Origin of the sequence: Pseudomonas sp. St386, from assembly GCF_018325865.1 — a bacterium.
GTDB lineage: Bacteria > Pseudomonadota > Gammaproteobacteria > Pseudomonadales > Pseudomonadaceae > Aquipseudomonas > Aquipseudomonas brassicacearum.
Window position 1 is genome coordinate 4,840,090 of record NZ_AP021900.1, and the last position, 18,336, is coordinate 4,858,425.

General features: G+C 58.1%; 21 protein-coding genes and 2 pseudogenes. 9 read left to right on the plus strand and 14 right to left on the minus strand.

Features of this window, described 5'->3' with window-relative positions:
• Positions 1-80: 80 nt before the first annotated feature.
• On the minus strand, positions 81-2,270 hold the full coding sequence (locus tag KI235_RS21215; RefSeq protein ID WP_003204102.1) for a response regulator: 2,190 nt from the start codon (positions 2,268-2,270) through the stop codon (positions 81-83).
• A 314-nt stretch (positions 2,271-2,584) separates the two neighbouring features.
• Between KI235_RS21215 and KI235_RS21220 the strand changes: the two genes are divergently transcribed.
• The 3 genes from KI235_RS21220 to KI235_RS21230 all read left to right on the plus strand — a co-directional run bounded on the left by KI235_RS21220 (position 2,585) and on the right by KI235_RS21230 (position 5,110).
• Positions 2,585-2,863, plus strand: coding sequence for a hypothetical protein (locus KI235_RS21220; RefSeq protein ID WP_013693962.1), 279 nt, complete (start codon positions 2,585-2,587; stop codon positions 2,861-2,863).
• A 414-nt stretch (positions 2,864-3,277) separates the two neighbouring features.
• On the plus strand, positions 3,278-3,955 hold the full coding sequence (locus KI235_RS21225) for a phytanoyl-CoA dioxygenase family protein (protein ID WP_003204107.1): 678 nt from the start codon (positions 3,278-3,280) through the stop codon (positions 3,953-3,955).
• A gap of 99 nt (positions 3,956-4,054) precedes the next feature.
• A complete protein-coding gene (locus KI235_RS21230; protein ID WP_003204109.1) occupies positions 4,055-5,110 on the plus strand; it encodes an alpha/beta fold hydrolase in 1,056 nt (351 codons plus the stop codon).
• Here KI235_RS21230 and KI235_RS21235 read toward each other — a convergent pair.
• Complete coding sequence (locus tag KI235_RS21235) at positions 5,103-5,603, minus strand: Lrp/AsnC family transcriptional regulator (RefSeq protein WP_057451178.1); 501 nt, start codon at positions 5,601-5,603, stop codon at positions 5,103-5,105. The two genes, KI235_RS21230 and KI235_RS21235, sit on opposite strands and share 8 nt — an antisense overlap.
• Positions 5,604-5,734: 131 nt before the next feature.
• On the opposite strand from KI235_RS21235, the pseudogene KI235_RS21240 reads away from it, so the two are divergent.
• The 3 genes and pseudogenes from KI235_RS21240 (at position 5,735) to KI235_RS21250 (ending at position 8,426) form a co-directional block, all read left to right on the plus strand.
• Positions 5,735-7,194 (plus strand): annotated as a pseudogene (locus tag KI235_RS21240) (transporter).
• Between the two features lie 121 nt (positions 7,195-7,315).
• Positions 7,316-7,705 carry a hypothetical protein gene (locus KI235_RS21245; protein WP_003204115.1) on the plus strand — a complete coding sequence of 130 codons (390 nt, stop codon included), beginning with the start codon at positions 7,316-7,318 and terminating at the stop codon, positions 7,703-7,705.
• 34 nt (positions 7,706-7,739) lie between these two features.
• A complete protein-coding gene (locus KI235_RS21250) occupies positions 7,740-8,426 on the plus strand; it encodes a hypothetical protein (protein ID WP_003204117.1) in 687 nt (228 codons plus the stop codon).
• A gap of 29 nt (positions 8,427-8,455) precedes the next feature.
• Here the strand turns inward: KI235_RS21250 and KI235_RS21255 are convergent, their stop codons facing one another.
• The 6 genes from KI235_RS21255 to KI235_RS21280 all read right to left on the minus strand — a co-directional run bounded on the left by KI235_RS21255 (position 8,456) and on the right by KI235_RS21280 (position 13,259).
• A complete protein-coding gene (locus tag KI235_RS21255) occupies positions 8,456-9,001 on the minus strand; it encodes an NADAR family protein (protein ID WP_003204120.1) in 546 nt (181 codons plus the stop codon).
• Between the two features lie 350 nt (positions 9,002-9,351).
• Positions 9,352-9,975 (minus strand): SMI1/KNR4 family protein, encoded by a 624-nt coding sequence (locus tag KI235_RS21260; RefSeq protein WP_212795287.1) that lies wholly within the window; start codon positions 9,973-9,975, stop codon positions 9,352-9,354.
• 90 nt (positions 9,976-10,065) lie between these two features.
• Positions 10,066-10,680 carry an alpha/beta fold hydrolase gene (locus tag KI235_RS21265; protein ID WP_003204123.1) on the minus strand — a complete coding sequence of 205 codons (615 nt, stop codon included), beginning with the start codon at positions 10,678-10,680 and terminating at the stop codon, positions 10,066-10,068.
• 81 nt (positions 10,681-10,761) lie between these two features.
• Positions 10,762-11,577 carry a suppressor of fused domain protein gene (locus KI235_RS21270; RefSeq protein WP_003204125.1) on the minus strand — a complete coding sequence of 272 codons (816 nt, stop codon included), beginning with the start codon at positions 11,575-11,577 and terminating at the stop codon, positions 10,762-10,764.
• Positions 11,574-12,671, minus strand: coding sequence for a sterol desaturase family protein (locus tag KI235_RS21275; protein ID WP_003204126.1), 1,098 nt, complete (start codon positions 12,669-12,671; stop codon positions 11,574-11,576). Before KI235_RS21275 ends, KI235_RS21270 begins: the two co-directional genes overlap by 4 nt.
• Positions 12,672-12,770: 99 nt before the next feature.
• Positions 12,771-13,259, minus strand: a complete 489-nt coding sequence (locus tag KI235_RS21280) for a GNAT family protein (protein ID WP_039013625.1) — start codon at positions 13,257-13,259, stop codon at positions 12,771-12,773.
• Between the two features lie 101 nt (positions 13,260-13,360).
• Here KI235_RS21280 and KI235_RS30695 point away from each other — a divergent pair.
• Positions 13,361-13,531: pseudogene (locus tag KI235_RS30695) on the plus strand (nucleotidyltransferase family protein); the annotation flags it as partial.
• A gap of 33 nt (positions 13,532-13,564) precedes the next feature.
• Here KI235_RS30695 and dapF read toward each other — a convergent pair.
• The 6 genes from dapF to KI235_RS21310 form a co-directional block, all read right to left on the minus strand.
• A complete protein-coding gene (dapF, locus tag KI235_RS21285) occupies positions 13,565-14,368 on the minus strand; it encodes a diaminopimelate epimerase (protein WP_039013627.1) in 804 nt (267 codons plus the stop codon).
• Positions 14,359-14,724, minus strand: a complete 366-nt coding sequence (locus KI235_RS21290; RefSeq protein WP_212795288.1) for a VOC family protein — start codon at positions 14,722-14,724, stop codon at positions 14,359-14,361. The genes dapF and KI235_RS21290 overlap by 10 nt, the downstream gene beginning before the upstream one ends.
• Before the next feature lie 58 nt (positions 14,725-14,782).
• On the minus strand, positions 14,783-15,346 hold the full coding sequence (locus KI235_RS21295) for a GNAT family N-acetyltransferase (RefSeq protein ID WP_027911474.1): 564 nt from the start codon (positions 15,344-15,346) through the stop codon (positions 14,783-14,785).
• Between the two features lie 49 nt (positions 15,347-15,395).
• Positions 15,396-15,980 carry a hypothetical protein gene (locus KI235_RS21300; protein WP_013693971.1) on the minus strand — a complete coding sequence of 195 codons (585 nt, stop codon included), beginning with the start codon at positions 15,978-15,980 and terminating at the stop codon, positions 15,396-15,398.
• A gap of 183 nt (positions 15,981-16,163) precedes the next feature.
• Positions 16,164-16,805 carry a transcriptional regulator gene (locus KI235_RS21305; protein ID WP_003204138.1) on the minus strand — a complete coding sequence of 214 codons (642 nt, stop codon included), beginning with the start codon at positions 16,803-16,805 and terminating at the stop codon, positions 16,164-16,166.
• Positions 16,802-17,134 (minus strand): type II toxin-antitoxin system HigB family toxin, encoded by a 333-nt coding sequence (locus tag KI235_RS21310; RefSeq protein WP_003204139.1) that lies wholly within the window; start codon positions 17,132-17,134, stop codon positions 16,802-16,804. Before KI235_RS21310 ends, KI235_RS21305 begins: the two co-directional genes overlap by 4 nt.
• 156 nt (positions 17,135-17,290) lie before the next feature.
• On the opposite strand from KI235_RS21310, the gene KI235_RS21315 reads away from it, so the two are divergent.
• The gene (locus KI235_RS21315) at positions 17,291-17,641 is read left to right on the plus strand and encodes a hypothetical protein (RefSeq protein ID WP_003204141.1); all 351 of its coding nucleotides are present in this window, start codon (positions 17,291-17,293) and stop codon (positions 17,639-17,641) included.
• A 151-nt stretch (positions 17,642-17,792) separates the two neighbouring features.
• Positions 17,793-18,311, plus strand: a complete 519-nt coding sequence (locus KI235_RS21320; RefSeq protein ID WP_223524635.1) for a BRCT domain-containing protein — start codon at positions 17,793-17,795, stop codon at positions 18,309-18,311.
• Positions 18,312-18,336 lie beyond the last annotated feature (25 nt).

Genomic DNA, 18,336 nt, shown 5'->3' on the forward strand with positions numbered 1-18,336 from the left:
CTAGTCGGTCATCAACAGACTGTTGATTCAACAAAGCCCTTGGCCGACGAATGGAACTCACTGTTTCAAAAAGGAAACACTCATTCAGCCCCCAATATAGTCCGGTTTAGAACCCGGGAAACCTGATCCGCAGAATAGGGCTTGGACAAGAATTCAAAGCCCTCATGGCCGCTGTGGGCCAACTCTTCGCTGTAACCAGAGGTCAGCACCACAGGCAAATCCGGGCGCCGCTGGCGCAGTTCCCTGGCCAGGGCAATGCCGCTGATCCCCGGCATCACCACATCAGAAAATACCGCGTCGAATGCCATCGCATCCGGACCGACCATTTCCAGCGCTTCTTCGGCGTTGGTCGCCCAGGCAGTTTCGTAGCCTAGGTCCTGAAGGATCTGGTTGGCAAAACGCCCCACCTCCAGGTTGTCTTCCACGATCAACACCCGACACTTGCCCTTTTCCGGCAGCAGGTGGGTGAGTTCTTCCTTGACCGGCTCGTGGTTTTTCTCGGGCGCCACTTCTGGAAGGTACAAGGTGAACACCGTGCCCTCGCCCACCACGGTCGAAACATCGACGTTGCCACCGGACTGCTTGGCAAAGCCAAACACCTGGGACAAGCCCAGCCCCGTGCCCTTGCCCACTTCCTTGGTGGTGAAGAAGGGTTCGAAGATGTGCTCGAGCACTGGCGAGTCAATACCGGTACCGGTGTCCGCCAAGGCAATGGCAGCAAAGGATTGCCCGGCCCCGGCATGACCACGGATCGGCGGCATGCCACCGCCGCAACTGAGCCGAAGCCACAGCGTACCCTGGCCATTCATGGCATCCCGGGCATTGAGGGCCATGTTGATCAGCGCGGTCTCGAACTGGCTCAGATCCGCCCGGATGTAACAGGGCCGATCGCACAACTCGACATGGACCTGGATCCGCGCCCCGGTGACGGTTTGCAGCATGTCCCCCAGGCTCTGCACTTGCTTGCCCACATCGATGACTTGCGGCTTCAACGGCTGGCGTCGGGCAAACGCGAGCAACTGGCTGGTCAACTTGGAGGCGCGCTCCACGGTTTCGGACACCGCCGTCATGTAGCGCTGCCGACGCTCCTCGGACAGGCTGGGCATGCGCAGGAAGTCGACCGAAGAACGAATGATGGTCAGCAGGTTGTTGAAGTCATGAGCCACGCCGCCGGTGAGCTGGCCGATGGCTTCGAGCTTTTGCGATTGGCGCAGCGCCGCTTCGGTCTGTTTCAAGCGCGTGGTGCGCTCCTCGACCCGTTCTTCCAGCGTCGCGTTCAATTCGGCCAGGGCCGCCAGGCCTTCGCGCACGGCAGCGTCGGCACGGGCACGCTCGATGTGGGCCCAGGATCGCTCTGTGACTTCCATCAACAGCGCCAGGTCGTTGGATGACCAGACTCGCGGCGTTTTATCGTGGATCGCCATCAGCGCGGTCAATCGCCCGCCCTTGATCAACGGCACGCAGATGGTGGCCGCGATGCCAATGGCCTGGAACGTCGCCGCTTCCTCCGGCGCCAGCTCCTTGAGGTTATCGTTGATCACCAGCGGCTTGCCAGTTCGCAGGTTAGTGACCGCCAGTCGGCCAAAATCAGCCAGTCGATAATGCCCAAGGATATGCGGCGACCCCACCCTGGCCCAATCACCACGAATGGTGAAGCCGTCCTCGTCCTCATCCATGTCCGCGTAGGCACAGTTGGACAGGTTCAGGTGCGCCGCCAGGATCCGTGTGGTGGCTGCCATGATGCTCTGCGGGTCGGTGGCGTTTGCCACGGCATTGCCGATGGCATCCAGCACGGCCAGGCGCTGGGTCATGAACACCGTGGACGTGGTCTCGGTGACCGTATCCAGCATGCCCACGACCTTGCCGAACTGGTCACGGATGGGGCTGTAGCAGAAGGTGAAATAAGCCTGCTCAGGACCGCCGCCGCGCTCAATGACCAGGGGGAAGTTCTCTATAAAGGTCGCTTGCCCATCGAAGGCGCCCTGCACGATCGGCCCGATATCGCTCCAGACCTCCTGCCAAACCTCATTGAACGGCCGCCCCAGCGCCTCGGGCTTGCTGCCGAGGATCGGCAGGAACGCATCGTTGTACAACGTAATCAGGTCCGGCCCCCATACGATGGCCTGGGGAAAATGCGAGGCGAGGCTCAGCGCCACGGTGGTCTTCAATACATCGGGCCACTGGGCAGGCGGCCCGAGCGGCGTGTCCTCCCAAGGATGGCGGCGAACCCGCTCAGCCATTTCTCCATAGCTCTGGAGCCAATCTGTCATTGCGTTCGATCCTTCTGAGCCGCCAATACCAACGAGGGGAAAAGCTTGTGACCCCAAGCAGGGCCGTATTATCCCGCGCCGGGTGGGAATGCGCGATTGGATTGTGGGATGCGTCGGGGGGGCAAATGGGGGATGAAAGGCGAAAATGGGGGGTGGGGCTACAGAAAGGTCCTACATATCGTTGGGAATTGGCCTGCCTATCCATCTATTGCGTCGTTTTTGTGGGGGCGTCTGTCTATAGTTTTGCCGTCGCCCAGATGGCGACCGGGTTTGGTGACCCGCAGTGGGCAAAAACTATCCAGTGGTGCTTACTTATGAATCAATACATGGGCCTTACCAGCAACGCCGTCGACCACCCCCTCTACGTCGATACCACCGCCCCGCTGCACATCCTGCTCGACTCAGCAGCCTACCAAATCCGTGCCGCCACCCAATTCCTGGAGAATTTGGCGATGCGCGATGAACAGACCATCGAACCCGCGACCTTGCAAGATCTGGCGCAGCTTTGCTGCATCCCACTGCGTGATGGGTGCGACGTGATGGATGTGATTGCCCTAAGATTAGATACGGCACCGGTAGGCTCCACTCTATAAGCATGCCCGCCAAATAAGCCTGCAAGCCGACAACCTGTGGCGAGGAGTCCCCGCCACGTCTTCGACGCTGCGCTGTCGCGCAGGGAACTAGAGCGACGTCCACGAGGTATCTATTTTTGATCGTTCCCACGCTCTGCGTGGGAATGCATCCCGTGACGCTCTGCGTCACTTTCCAGAAGCGGAACGCGGAGCGTCCCTGGCGACATTCCCACGCAGGAGCGTGGGAACGATCGATATGTATTTTCAGCCTTAAAAATCACATGGTTGCAATTTGTTCCACGAGAGCTTGCTCCCGCTTGAACGGCGTTGCACTCGACAGCTCCTACAGAGCCCCTGACTCATCAAGGGCTGGTGGTCCCACTTTGGTTTGCATACTAGCCTTCCAAAGGTCCGCACAAGGAAGTCGAAAAAACCATGCCTGACCACAAACAACTCCACCAAGACGGCTACGCCCTGCTCCGTCAAGCAATCCCGACCGAGTGGCTGGCCGACCTTCGTGCCGTGTTCGATGCAGGTGTACGTCCGTCAGACCAATGGCCAGTGCCCCGCGGCATGGACTGGCGCTATTCGATGTTGGACGATGATTCGAAGATTCAGGCCGTATGTCGTCTACCCCAGCTACTGGCGGTGGCAGGTGAGTTGATCGGCGAGCGATTCTTTCTCTCCCAAGTGGAAGGACGCGAGCCCCTGGCGGGTAACGGCCACCAACAACTGCACCGCGACTTGTCAGCCCAGCGGCCAGGCGACATCGCCATCGCCCTGGCTTTTTTCGACGATTACGGCCCCGAGAACGGCGCGACACGGATCGTCCCCGGCAGCCATCGACCTGAGCCGGGCGCCCCACCCTTCGACTTCAATGACGAGTCACGCGCCGTACAGCTTTCAGGCTCTGCCGGTGACATCCTGGTGTTCGATGTCGACCTGGTACACGCGGGCAGCCTGAACGTGATCGGCGCACGCCGTCGTTCCATTCTGATCAGCTATTTCTCTGAGTCGCTCTACGCGTCACACCTGGAAACCGTGGCGCTGCGCAATATTCGTATGGACACCAGCGACCGCTTCGCCCCCTCGGAGTTTGCTTTCGGGGGCTAGGTTTTTAGTCGATAAAAGTTATGCGCAGCGGTTCGAATCTGAGCTTTAATGCCCGTGCTTATCGACCCCATCATTCGTCTAATCAAGGAAGAAACGACATTGAAAACAGCTTTCGGCGCCCTGTTGTTGGCTTGCCTGACGACCATCGCATTTGCTGACGAAAACCCCATCGGTTTCCAATCTTCCACCCTGGATCCGCACAATGGCCGCGCACTGGAGATGGTCGTTTGGTACCCCAGCGCAACCACCGAAACCGCGCAACTGATCGCCGATAACGCGGTGTTTGTCGGCGCCTCTGCCGTGCGTAACGCGCCGCCCACTGCCGGCGAACACCCATTGGTGGTGCTCTCCCACGGATACCGGGGTAACTGGAGCAACCAGATCTGGCTGGCCAGTGCCTTGGCCCAGAAGGGTTACATCGTCGCCGCCATCAACCACCCCGGCAGCACCACCCATGACCGCAGCCCGCAAGCAGCGGCGCAGTTATGGCAGCGGCCCGTCGATCTGCGTCGGGTCATTGATGCGGTCACGACTCAACCTGAAAAATTTGGCCGGGTCGCCAATGGACGAATTGCAGCCGTGGGCCATTCACTCGGCGGCTGGACCGCCCTGGAAATCGCCGGCGCTCGCTTCGACCCAGAGCGCTTCGCCCAAGACTGCAAAGCCCATTCGCAGTTATCCAGTTGCACCGTTTACGAACAGATGAATCCCGCCAGCACCGCTGAATCAAAGGCCGAACTGGCCGCCGATTGGCGTGATAAACGCATCACTGCGGTGGTGACATTGGACCTGGGCCTTTCACGGGGCCTGACCGATAAAAGCTTGGTCACGCTGCCTGTCCCCGCCCTGGTGATCGCGGCCGGTGTACCGTCGCGAGAGCTTCCCGCCGAGTTGGAATCTGCCAACCTGGCCAAGCGCCTGCCCTCGGCGACAAGCCGCTATGTCGAGATCAAAGACGCAAGCCATTTCAGCTTCATGTCGATGTGCAAACCTGGTGCGCAGAAGATCCTCGAAGAGCACGTGCCGGGAGATGGCATTATTTGTCAGGATGGGGATGGCGGCCGTGCTCGTGGGGTGATTCAGCAGCAGGTTGTATCGCTGATCGCGGCGTTTCTGGCGCAATCACCTGGAGAGCTTGATAAGAAGGCTAGATGACGATCCCCACAGGCATGCTCGGCACATTAAGCCCGACTTTCACACGGTCCAGCGCCACGATTGTCTTGAACCAGGTCACGTTGGAATTTTCGGCAAACAATCGCCGCGCCAACGCCTGGTATTCGTTCATGCTGGCAACGGTTAATACCAGGACGAAATCCACTTCGCCGGTGACGTAGTAGCACTGCTGAACTTCGGGCACCGCGAAGTGTGCCTTCATCGCCTCCAGTGCCTCGATGCTGGTGCGCTCTGCCATCACCTCGACAATGATCGTGATCGGCCGTCCTACGGCGGTGGGATCCACGATGGCTACGTTGCCCGTGATGACGCCCCCCGCTTCCATCCGCTTGATGCGGCGCTGAACGGCGGCCGTGGAAAGATTGACCTGCTCGGCCATGAGGCGCAGCGGCATCGTGTTGTCGCGCTGGACGAGGTCCAGGATGGCCCGGTCGAATTTGTCCAACGATTCAAGTGCTGCGTCGTTTTTGGCCATGGTAAACCCGTGAGAAATTTTCTCGAAAACTAACAGAAAACCGCGCCCCTTTATCTAGACAAGAGAAATATTATCTTGCCAGCAGTCTGCGTACGCAGCCTTAGTCGGAACACACACAGGATATTATTGGCATGCTCGCACTGTTCCATCTTTCCCCTGTCCTGTTGGTTACAGCCATGCTTGTCGTGCTGCGCCGGCCCCCATGCACGCCGCCATTGCAGGCACTGCATTGGTCCTGGTGCTCTGGCTCGCCGGCGCTGCAGACGCGTGGCGCCTAGGCAGTATGGTGGCCGCCGCTCAAGATACGGCCGTGCTGTTTGCAAGTACGGCTTTCGTGATCGTTCCAGGTCTGGTCTTCGTGATTTTTATCGAGCGCATGGGCGTCAACCTGGCGCTTAGCCGATGGGTGCAGTCACTGGGGCTTGGGCGCGGCGATCAAGTCGTGTTTATCGTTCTTGGACTGGCACCGCTGCTCGAAGCGATGACCGGCTTCGGCGTGTCGTTGATCGCCACGGTGCCCCTGCTGCTCAGTCTCTTCGAGCGTCGGATCGCGCTACGAATAGCACTGACCGGCATGGCAATCATGCCCTGGGGAACACTGGGCCTGGCATCGGTCATTGGTGCTTCGTTGGTTCACTTGGACGCAACCGCGCTGGCATCGACCTCGGCACTGACCAGCGCACCGGTTTTTTTGGTCCTCAGTGCAATCGCGCTATCTCTTGCAGGCGTTCGTGACTCGCGGGAATGGAGGGCGTTGGGGGCTTTCTGGCTGCTGTTTGTTGGCGTGCTTTACAGTGCCAGTCGGTGGCTGGGGCCGGAAGTGGCCGGCGTGGCCGCGGGCCTGGTGACGGCCGCAGCGGTACTCTCTGCTGGGCTGTGGCGCTTGCGCCGCAACGATAGCGAGCGCGGTGCAGTGCAATGGCCGCGTCAGGCATGGCCGTATCTGGTGCTGATTGTCTGCATTGTCGCATTGAAGATGGTGTGGGCGATCACCTCCTGGCAGGATCACTGGGTTGTACAGGGCGCTCAGGTCACCTGGAAGCCACTCTCCTCACCAGGCCTGGCACTGGTTCTGGTGCTGATCGGGCTAGGGTTTCACACGCGCCACACACAACGCCAGACAGCACTCGACGTCAGTATGCCTGCTGCGCTGGTGGCGCGGGCGAAGCGACCACTGTTGACCATTTTCTTCTTCCTCGCGATGTCGCAGATGATGGTGAAGGCCGGCTTCCTCGCGGGCTTGATGCAAATGCTGGCGGGCCTGTCGCCCGCCGCCGCGACGTCACTGGTTGCCCTGTTTGGCGCGCTGTCAGGCTACATGACGGGGTCGAATGTTGGCGGCAACGCGATCTTCATGCCGGCCATCGCGATGTTGCCCGAATCCTCTCGCCTGTTGTTGGCTGCCGTCCAGAACAGCTCGGCAGGGCATGCAGCGCTGGGCTCGCTGTCGGTTGTCATGCTGATCCTGGGACTTGCCAAGACCCAGGCCAAGGAGGAAGGCGAACTGGTAAGGTTTGGCTTCACGCTGGTCTGTCTCAATACCGCGTTAGTCGCGTTGGGCGCGGTGTTGCTGAGTGGATGGTTTGGATAGCAGGGTATTTGCAGATGAGCACCTCTTTCTGCACTTTTTCCAGTCCCCTTTTTTCATGTCTCTTTCCCAATAGTTTCTGACTTAACTATCCTACGCCTCCACCCCAAACGGATTCGCCACGATGTATCTGCGTTCAAGCTTATTGTGCCTGTGCCTTTTCAGCAGCCTGAGCCAGGCCGCTGTCAACTGTTCGGCCCTGGCGGAAAAGATCTCCGGAACGGTGCCTGAGTTTCATCCGTCAGTGCAAGGCAAGGTCATTGGCACTGGGCGCCTGCATTTCCACGAAGCGCCAGATGAAGCCTGTGCCAATAAGAAGATTTTCGTAATCCCCGGCGACTCTCTCACCGTTTACTCCAGCCTTGAAGACGAATCATGGCTGGAAGTGAACTTCATCGCCAAGAGCGGCGACGACTATACCGGTTGGGTAAAGGCTGATCGGGTCGAGATTGGCGCACCTTACGGAGCGCCAGCAGACGATGCCGACGACGCGCCGGCGGGTGATGCTCAATAATTATCTTTTTCATTTTTGAAGTGCAGGAGAAACGATGACGGGTTCGCCAGAAGAGAACGGTCTATTCCCGGCCAGCCCACAGGGCGACCTCGACGCAGTTGATGGCACGGATTTCGACGCCTGGGCTCGCGTCTGGGCCGAGCTTGGCGTCGTATGCGCGTCACGAGAGACGTACGAAGAACTCATTCGACATTACTGCGAGCCGCATCGCGCTTACCACACCCTCCAGCACCTGAAGGAATGTCTTCAAGTGCGCCGATTCGTCAATGCGGCCTGCCAGGCCCCCGCCGAAATCGACCTCGCGCTGTGGTTCCATGACGCGATCTACGAGCCCCTTCGCAGCGACAACGAGCTGCGTAGCGCGCAATGGTTGGACGACGTGGCACGTGATAGCGGCCTGGGCGATGAAACGCGACGCAGGCTTTACGACCTGATCATGGTGACGCGACACGATGGCGCCCCGAAGTCGGCAGACGAAGCGGTGTTGGTGGACACGGATCTGGCGATCCTTGGAGCGTCGTTCGAACGGTTCGAGGAATACGACCAACAGATTCGCCACGAGTACCAATTTGTGCCTCTGCCTGTGTACCGCCAAAAGCGGCGCCAGGTCCTGGAGGGATTCCAGGCGCGCGGGCGGATCTATACGACCGCAGCGTACTTCGACGCATTCGAGCAGCAGGCACACGCAAATCTTGCACGCGCCATCGAGCGTCTCGACTGAGGACTGGATTCAAGCGGCGAAGGGATAACTTACTCCCCGTCCCGCACCTGCATCAGCGCAAATCCCAGCAGATTCAAGCCTTTCCACAGATTCGGATTGTTCGCATCCGCGTTGTCCTGTGCGAGCCCTATACCCCAGATGTTATCAACCGGGCTGGCTTCGACAATAACGCTCGAACCGGTTTGTAGAAGATATTCGTTCAACTGCGGATTTTGAGAGAACTTGGCCTGGTTCGCTCGAACGACGATGTCGTATCGGTGTTGCAGCCAAACCTGATCATCGAATCCGCGCACGTTGCGGCCAAGTGCCTTGGCGGCATTAGGAGTAGGTGCGTGGAGCACCTGCGCACGAATTTCCTGATCGTCGAACAAGGCCGCTTTCTCGGCCATCATGAAGTGTTCGGCTGTCGGGTAATGTTGCCCCTCGACAATGAACCCGGCCTCGAACCATTGGCTGAAGCACGAAGCCGTAACGGCAATTTTGCTGCGCTGGTGCCCCCAGAAAAACGTAAATTTCAGATGTTCTCCGGAGTTGAAACGGGCGCACAGTTCTTTCACATGTTCAGAGTCGTTCAATGAGATGTCCTTGCTGACTGAAGATCGAAGTTACAGCTACTGTGCTGACCAAGGCCGCTTCGTGTCTATAGCGCCCACTTGCATCGCTCATAGCTTATCGAAAGTTAACATTGTTGCCTGAAGCCTTAGGCAAGACAGCCAAGATAATTCTGCTCGAATCAACAGGTCGTTTTTACCTATATCTCTGCTTCCAGATGAAGGCCGGCTTTATCTGGAAGCATCGCCAAGATCCGCAGTCTTTAAAAAAGCTACGAACGCCCGTAATGCTGCCGATTGGTGGCGACGACTTGGGAAGTAGAGGTAAACAGCCTCCAGGGGACAAGACCGGAATTCATCCACCCAATCAGTCTTCAAATCAACCGATCCACAACCCTCGCATTCCACAATTCCCGATACCGCTCCCGCCACCCCGAACTGCCCTTATCCAACCACTCCAACGTCGCCTCAATACTCTCAGGGCTAATGATGAAGTGATTGATATGCTCCTCGATCCGCTCTTGCGATAAATGCAGCGAATCCAGATAGCCATTGAAAGAATCCGCCAGCACCACGTACTCATCGCCCTGCTGACGGCGACCGGTCCAGGCAGGTAGGCCCGCCACCATCGCCGCCACGTCCTGGCGCCCTTCCCGCAGGTCCAGCAGCAAGATACTCGCGCCGCCGTCGCGACCGATCGGCAACAATCCCGTTGCGGGGAAACCGGGCTGGGCCCGCAGTTGCTCCAGTTCAAAGGGGTTGGATTCATATTCTTTGTCCGGGTCCAGCCCGTACAGTGAAAAACTGAGCAGTTCCTCATCGCCATTGGCCAGGGTCGCCAGCACATCGTATTCCACATAGGCGCCGTTGCAGGTCTTGAGGAATTGGCGATAGTCGTCCGGCAAGCGAGCCCCCAGGCTGGCTTCCAGTTGCGTGATGGCACGCTCGGTGGCGCCTTCACGGGTGTGTTCGAGGATGAGTCCGCGGTAGTCAGTCATTGATGTCTCGAAAAAGGTATTGGGTCCTGGAGGTCTTGAAACACGCCGCGCCGCACAATCAGTCCGACACTTTGATAACAAGTGCTCCGCTTACTCGCTCGCCAGATGTCTCTCGATCAGCCTCGCCGCCTCATCTGCGTGAGTGAAGCCCAGGCTGTGATCGGCGCCAGGAAAAACGTGCAGTTCAGCGCGGGACAACAGCTGGGCAAGGTACTGGCCAACACGAACGGGGCTGATCGGATCAGCGTCGCCCCAGAGCAGCAGGACCGGCATGCGCAACTCGATCAAGCGAGACGTGAGGTCGGTGCGGTCGTCGAGAAACCAACTCGGCAGTGTCGAGTTGGCCGCCGCAAAATCCGGGCGCCAGTCGTGTGCGCCCAGCGCCGACATGTCCACCCCGCCCGAGGTGACGGTCAACACGAGGTGGGTGATCAGCTCAGGGCGTTCAAGTGCTGCGAGCACAGCGACGATACCGCCCATGGATTGCGCCACCAGCGCTGTGGGTCGGTCGATCTCGGCCAGCACACGCGCCACCAGGTCACTCATGCCGGTCACGTCAGGCACAGGCGGCGTGTCTCCAAAACCGGGCCAGCCGATGTGTACTTGCTGCGCCGGGTGGGCCAAGCGTTCAGCGACCGGATGCCAGAACTGGGTGTTGCCCGAGGCGCCGGGCAGGAAGATGAGTTTGGCGGGGGATGCGGTCACGGGTTCGTCCTTGAAGATGGGATTGAAAGAGTCAGCAGGAGGCCAAAGGGATACCGCCAGGTTCGATGACCGGCTCCAGCATCACACCACACTCGCCCGATGCAAGCTGCTCATATGCCCAACACCCGCCGCCTTCAAACGACTCACCAGATCCTCCCGCGCCGCTCGCCCTCCCGAACGCACGTACTCCAGCTCCGCCGCCGTAATCAATACCACCGGCACCAATCTGACCGGGGACAAGGGCATGTCATCCAGTTGGGTAGGAAAATCCGGCGCCGGGGCGCCGAGTAGAACGCCGGTGGAGTCGTCATCGGTCACGAAGAGCTTGGGCAGTTGATCGCCCATGTGGTGCGATTGGCTGAGCCCTGGCAGTTCAAGGGATAGCGTCCCGTATTGGTCGAGTTGGTGGGTGATGCCGCCAGCGTCGGCCACCGTTTTGGCGACGTGCTCCAGCAGCTCGAAAGCCCAACTGCGCTTGAAAGGATCGACCTCCCCCACAGGACCATAGGCGTGCTCGGGGATATCCGCGGTTTCGACGAACAATTCCATCTCGAAGCCGTTGCCCATTCCTTCCGTATCATCGAATGGATCGGACAGGCCTTCAGTGGCGAGAATGATCGTGTCGCCACGACGAACCACGCGGTAGGCCTGGCGGGTCGAAGGCCAGTAAGGGCCGCCGGAAAAGGTCGGGCTGATCAGGTAGGCAAGGACATCCCGCTCGACCGTGCCAACAGCGCTCCAATGACGATCCAGGCACGCTGCGCCGGCTTCCCGGACGGCCAGATTGGCGGCTTCAGCCTCGGTCAGGTCGCCAAGCTCGTGGGATTGCGGCGCGGGCTGGTCGTCTTGGGTTTCAGGGGCTTTCGATGAACCGAAGAGCTTCTTGAAGAAATTCATGGGCGTTCCTTGCTGGATTTTCGCTCAACCTCGCCCGCGTCAGCACTCGCTGATCCGATGGCAGGCGTTGGGCGCATTGTGGCGTGTTGGCGTTGATATGAAAACGCGGGCAGGCACTTGCGGGCAGTTTCAACGAAAGGCGTGACAATCAGGCTATACACCGTCAAGTAACGCTGGTGGTCCTGTTCTCCGGTGCCGAAACGCAAGTGCTCAGGCTGCGTGCTGGTGACATAGAGCGTGCCGAACATCCAGTCCCACAGCGACAGGTTGACGCCGAAATTGCGGTTGAAATGACGCGGTGCATCGCTGTGGTGGATCTGGTGCTGGGCCGGACTGTTCAGCACATGTTCCAGCACCGGACCAAAGGACAGCCAGACATGGGTGTGACGCAGGTTGGCCGCCAGGCTATTGAAAATGAACACCAGGTACGTCACGCCGAACAACGTGTAGCGGCTGATCTCACCACCACTGGCATACCAGAAGCCACCCGCGAAAAGACCCAGGCAGGCGGTGATGCCGAGCTTCTCGACGATTTTCTCCACAAAATGCATCCGACTCGCGGTGGCCGGCACCAGCACGGGCGCCGAGTGATGCACCTTGTGAAACGCCCAGAGCCAGCGCGAATGAAACGCCCGGTGTGCCCAGTAGTGGACGAAATCCTTCACCAGGAACACCCCCAGCCCATAAAGCAACGCGAGCGAAAAATTCTCACCGAGGCGCGGACGCGCGCCCCAGAGGTTGCTGAAAAAAGCCAGGTAATCCCCGGAGCGCAGGATGTACGGATCGACCAGATGAACAATGGGCAACACCAAGGCAATCTTGAGAATCGCCCGGACGAAGTAGTAGCGATAGTCCAGCAACGCCGAACGATGCAGGTACACCCCACGACCACCGATGAATTGCCAGAACGAACGAGCGTCAGTCAGGCGGCGGTGTTTTCTGAAACGGAACAGGCCATAGGCGACACCGTAGGAAGCGCAGAGAAACAGGACTCCGAACCGACCGTTCAAGTTGAAGATGTCGAGGAACTGCTGGGTGATGGGGGCGATCACCCATGCGCTCAGGTGTTGATAGACAAGGGAAAACGCATCCACGAAATACCGGCCTCTGTCGAAGATGCGGTATTGTAAATCAGTCGCGTTGGGATGGGCTTGGGTTTTCAGGCACTTCTGGCGGTAGCCGCTCAAAAGGATCTAGGGGCGGCCCGTTCTACCGCGACGCATATGGATGAGTGCGGTTCTACGACTGTCTGGAGAAACTCGCTCTTCAACAGCGAAGGGCAAAAAGCCCAGCTTTGGATAAAGCAGCAAGCCTGCCGTGTTTTCATTGAAACACGATACCTGCACCTCAGTGGCGTCATAACGGTCGAACGCCAGGGCCGTCATCGTTTCCACAAGAAAGGTTGCAACGCCTTTACCTCGTGCCTCTTGGGCAACGATGACATTGCCGATACAGCAAACCCCACCTTTTTCAGCCCGATAGAAGTTAGCAAAACCAACGACACGGTTCCCAGCCTCGATGACCGTCGAATCGAATCGTTGAGCGATGGCGTCAGACAGCTGAGCCTCAGTCAGGGGGTATTGGGCTTTCGGGAACATATAGAACAGTTCCCGAGCGTCCTGCGCAAAGCTGCAGAGGGTCTTGATGTCATCAGCCTTCACTGGCCGACTTTGCAATATCATTGGGCGTCCTTGAGATCTATGCGCTTGGTGCCTTGGCTCACCTGATTTTGCTCAAACATCTGTCGGGGCGCCAGGACCGGACCGATTCCAAAAGGATGAATATGACATTGACGGTCGAACGCTTGGTCAGGATGGCAATGACCAATCCAATCAACGCGCAGATCACCTCGCGCTTACCTTCACTCGGGTTGAATCAATGCATGCTCACGGCTGGCTGCCTGTTCCAAGCCGTCTGGAATCATCAGTCGCAACGGCCACCGGCTTGGGGCGTAAATCCCTGCTCCAGGATAGAAACGCCTACCAACTCAAGCTTGACTCATCGTCCCCGAAAAACTCGCCTCCACCGGCCCGATAAGAAAGACCGCCCCCACGCCATCCCATTGAACCGTCACGCTTCCACCATCACATTCAACCTCGACGGTGCTGTCCAACAAACCACGACGAATTCCATTAACAACCGCGCCACACGAGCAAGAACCTGAACCCAGTGCAATCCCTGCACCGCGCTCCCAGATGCGCAACCGAATATGCGTGCGATCAATGATCTGGACAAAATGAACGTTGGTCCTGAGTGGGAATAGCGCGTGGGTTTCGATGGCCGGGCCGATGGTCGCGATATCAACGGTTGCCAAATCTCCCACAAAGTAAGTGCAGTGCGGATTACCCATGCTGCACGCGGCTGGACTGCCGGCAAGTGGCAACACAGCGGTGTCCAGTGCTTGCGCCAAGGGGATGTCCGACCAGCCGAAAAGTGGCACACCCATGTCGACGGAAATGTCGCCGGTTGAGGTACGCTCGCACGTGAGCAGACCACGGTTGGTGCGCAGCGCTACCGAAGCAACATTTGCTTCGCGCATCAGCATATCCGCCGCTCCCCGTGTTGCGCTGCCGCAAACGTCCAGCGCGGAGCCATCCGCGTTCCAGAACATCACGCGCGCATCGGCATCGTCGCAATCGAGCAACACCGCGAGTTGGTTGAAGCCCACGCCCAAGTTCCGATCCCCCATTCGCTGGGCCATGGCACTCGTCACCGGGTTGGCCGAATTTCGCGAATCGACAATAACGAAGTCATCGCCATTGGCATGCATCTTTTGAAAGTTCAGCGGCATGCAAACGCCCTGCTGGAGATGGAAATGGAATTACCGTCGGGGTCCTTGGCGTTGGCGAAAGAGTAACCGTCCGCCCTGTGCGTAGCGCCAAACTTCAGGCCTTGGGCCAGGCACTTTGCCTTGAAACCCTCGACATCCTGGAGATCAAAGACAAGCTTTACGGTAACTTGCCCTGTTTTAACGGCCCTCCCTGCCGGGTGAACCATCAGGATCGCGCCACCGTTTGCAGGGCTCAATTCGGTGACGCGGTCATCGGTTTTTCTTTCACTGGTAAAACTGAAATGACGCTCATAAAAATCGCAGGTCGCTTGAACGTCCCGGACGTACAGCATGATTCGATTGAGTGACGGTTGCATGTGTTCTTCCTTGATCAATGTCGACGATGAAACTCATGATGACGAAGCTTGATTCCGTTCAATGCGCTCCAGGTTTGGCCTTCCTTTCAAGCCACGCGTCACGCGTCATCTCCCAGACCTCCTTGAGCAACACCCCACAGACAAAATCCCCTTCCTGCGTCCCGATCAGGCGCATGCCTTCGCGCTCCGAAATCCTGCGCGAAGCAAGGTTGCCCACTGCCTTGGGCACTTGCATGACAGGGCGCCCCAGCGCTTCAAACCAATAGGCATTGATCACTTCACAAGCCTCGCGCATGTAGCCCTTTCCCTGCCATTGCGGCGCCAGCCAGAAACCACGGTTGTTGCCGGGCTGGTCGTAGAGGCTGATGCTGCCGATGCTCTGTGTCGGCTCTTCGGCAATACGGATCATCCAGTGCCACTCGCGTCCGGCTGCAATAGCGGGGAGCGCATGGTCGCGCACGTACGTCAGCGCGCCGTCATCCGGGTAAGGCCAGGGCACGCGGCTGTCCAGGTAACGGACCACTTCCCAATGGGGAAATAGCTGTTGGATCGCCGGTGCATCCGTCAGTTCAAGGGGGGTGAGGATGAGACGGCGGATTTGGAACGTGGGGATGGGGCTCATGATGAAACTCCTTTTTCAACGTTATGGCGTCCTTGGAAAACCCTCCACGCTAAAAGTTATCCGTCGCCCTGCACAATTTGCTGTCCTCCAAGGATAAAGGGGGAAGCTCGGTCGTTTTCACGGACAGTTGCTTGAGGGTCACCGTGCACTTGTATCGCCCCGCGGCGTCCAGCTGGTAGTCCGCCCCTGCTTTAGGGACAAAGCGGAACATGTTGTAGCATTGAGCACCGATGTAATGAAACGCGATGGGCTGCCCGGCAGGCACCAGCAGCTCAGTCATTACCGTGGAAGATGAGTGTTTGTCGTCATCCGGCATACCCAGGCTTTCGCCGTTGCGATTGGCGTAGCCATCGCGGAACGCCACCATGACACCCGCGCCCGGCAGGCGGAAGTCCACACAATCGGACTTGGGTACGGCCCTGACCATGCCATCGCTGATCACCCGCAAGCGCGCTGTCTCGCCACCTTCAGGCGTTGAATAAGGGGTGGAGAAAGAGCGGACATCCGTCAACGCGCCACATCCGCTGAGCAGGGTCAGGACGCTGATGCTCAAGGCATACTGCAGCACGCGGGACGACTTTTTGCGCGGGCAGAAGTTGATTCGGGAGTTGAGAGGGCGCGGCGATTGGCTCACGATGATGCTCCATGCGGGTCAGATATCCATGGCCAACGACGGTCGAGAGGAACGCGATGCCAGCGCGAGATTTTATAGAGGGTTCGGGGATTGGCTGCAATGGCCGATGTATCGGGCCGCGTATCATCCTGAGCTCCCGTGGATCGACAACCAACCCGGCCCCCTGATCAGCAGATGATTGCCCTACCCCTTGTCCGGCTCTTTGGCCGTCTTTCTGCGACCCTTCGAAGTCACTACTTTGTATTCACCGGCACCGGCCTCTTCCACTGAATATGCGATCAAAGAATCCTCGTGCAAAAGGTAATGAGCTGAAGTTTTACTGACGGAAAGAGGGACAGTTTCGATATGAGCCGCCACCTTTGCTGAAGTCGCGGTCAAGAAAGCACTCGGCTCCATCGCAAACCGCTCCGCCAGCGCATACGCCATCTTGTGGCTGATAGGCCTATCGCCATTGAGCACTTTGGACACCGCCGTTTTATCACCGATCTCAGGGAGGTCTGAACCGGTGAGCCCGCGCGTCTCCATCAGATCCTTGATCAATTGCACAGGCGTGCAGGTCGCCTCAAAAGCGGCATGGGACTCGCGAAACTGTTCGCAGTTGCGCTGGTAGGCCAGGATTTCGTCCTCGAGCTCAACGAGAATTTTCTCCTCAGTCTTGCTCAGTTCGCGCCCGTCGGTGAGCGCATCGAGCAGGTCGGTCGCACGCTCATAGTCGGCAGGGGTCTTGATGCCATGCACAAACTCACCGCGCAGGCGATCCAGTAACGCATGTAGCTCGCCAAGCGTTGCGATCACGGTTTGAAAGTCGTTCCGGGCTGCGCTCATCGTCTTACCCCTTTGTTTCTTGCATACCAGACGTTGGCAACGTCGTAATCGGCATGCGTGTAGATGTGTTTGACGTAGATCTTCTGCCGGGTGTAGTTGACGCCACCTATCACCCTGAGATTATTGGCGCCTACGTCGATCACTACCCAGTTCATTGCGGCTCTGGGCTTGAACAAGTCGACACCGTGCGTACCGAAAAGCTTTTGCAGGTCCGCGAACGCTTTGGGGCGCGCCATCCTCAAAATGCGCAGGCATCGATCAAGCCCGGCCTTGTCGTTCGGGTACAAAATCGCAGCGTCGTCAAAACGTGATGGCGTGAGTATATCCATGGGCTTCCTTGTCTTTGAGCCGATGGTACTCTGGTTGTGTTTTTTAACAACAACGATTTATTGGCAGCAGAGGGACTCATACGGTGGCAAGCAGGCGATTTAGCCGGCAGCATTGGGCCAAATGGGCTTATCACCTACACATCCCGAGACAAAAACATGAACCCTGTCGACTCGAACCGCCTGAAAACCTGGCAGGCCCTTTCCTCGTTCTTCCTGGATACCGAGATCGACGACCTGACCTACAACTACATCGCTCGCGTAGTCCTTGAAACCAATTATTCGCCAAAGGAAATCCACAGCATCCTGTGGAATGAAGTGTTCCCGGTGCTCGAAGCGAACCTCAGGTCCGTGGCGGGTGAATGGGCGGGATGGACGGATGAGTGGCTGCTGGAGCATATCAGTGCAAGTGATGAGCTGGAGCCCAGGAAAGGCCGCGGCAGCATTGCCAAGGAGATTGCCAGGTGTTGGAGCCAGGTCGCGACGCGGCTCCCACCCGGATACGCTTGATACAACTGCATTGCCTCGTGACGAAGTAATGGTGGTAGATTTCGACGGCATACGTTGAGGATCAAATGTTTCCCAACCGTAACGAATACCGGAAGGATTCCGGGTAGATGCAGGTTTGGCCGGTAATGTGAAAATCACAGGGAGTGACGCAGTGACGATTATCAAGTTCAGCTACAAAGATGCGAGGGGTAATTTGAGTGTCCGAGAACTGATCCAATGGTCAGAGAACTCACTCTACATTCAGGGTCGATCCACTGGCGACTCATTCCCAAAAACCTTCCGAAAGGATCGAATTGTTGAGATATTGTCGGGCGCGGAGCTATTACTGAACGACGCCGCCCCTCCCGCTCCAAGGCTTTCGCCAAAACCAAAACCGTCTGCTTTGGCAGCACAGGAGGCCGCCTCCAATTGTCCCCGTCCCAAGTCGCCGCCAGGGGGGATAAATCAAATTCTTTTCACCGGTTTTGCTGCTGCGCATCGGGCAGACCTTGAACAGAAGGCGCAGGATTTTGGGTTAAGGGTGATGAGTACTCCAGGCAAGACTCTGACGTTTCTTTGCTATGGCGATAACGCCGGCCCGACTAAGGTTGCAAAGGCACTAGCGGCTGGTGCTTTCATCTTCGATGCGGAACAGTTTTTGAACCTGATCACTACGGGCGAGATGCCTTGAGACATCCGATGCAGCGTCGATCGAG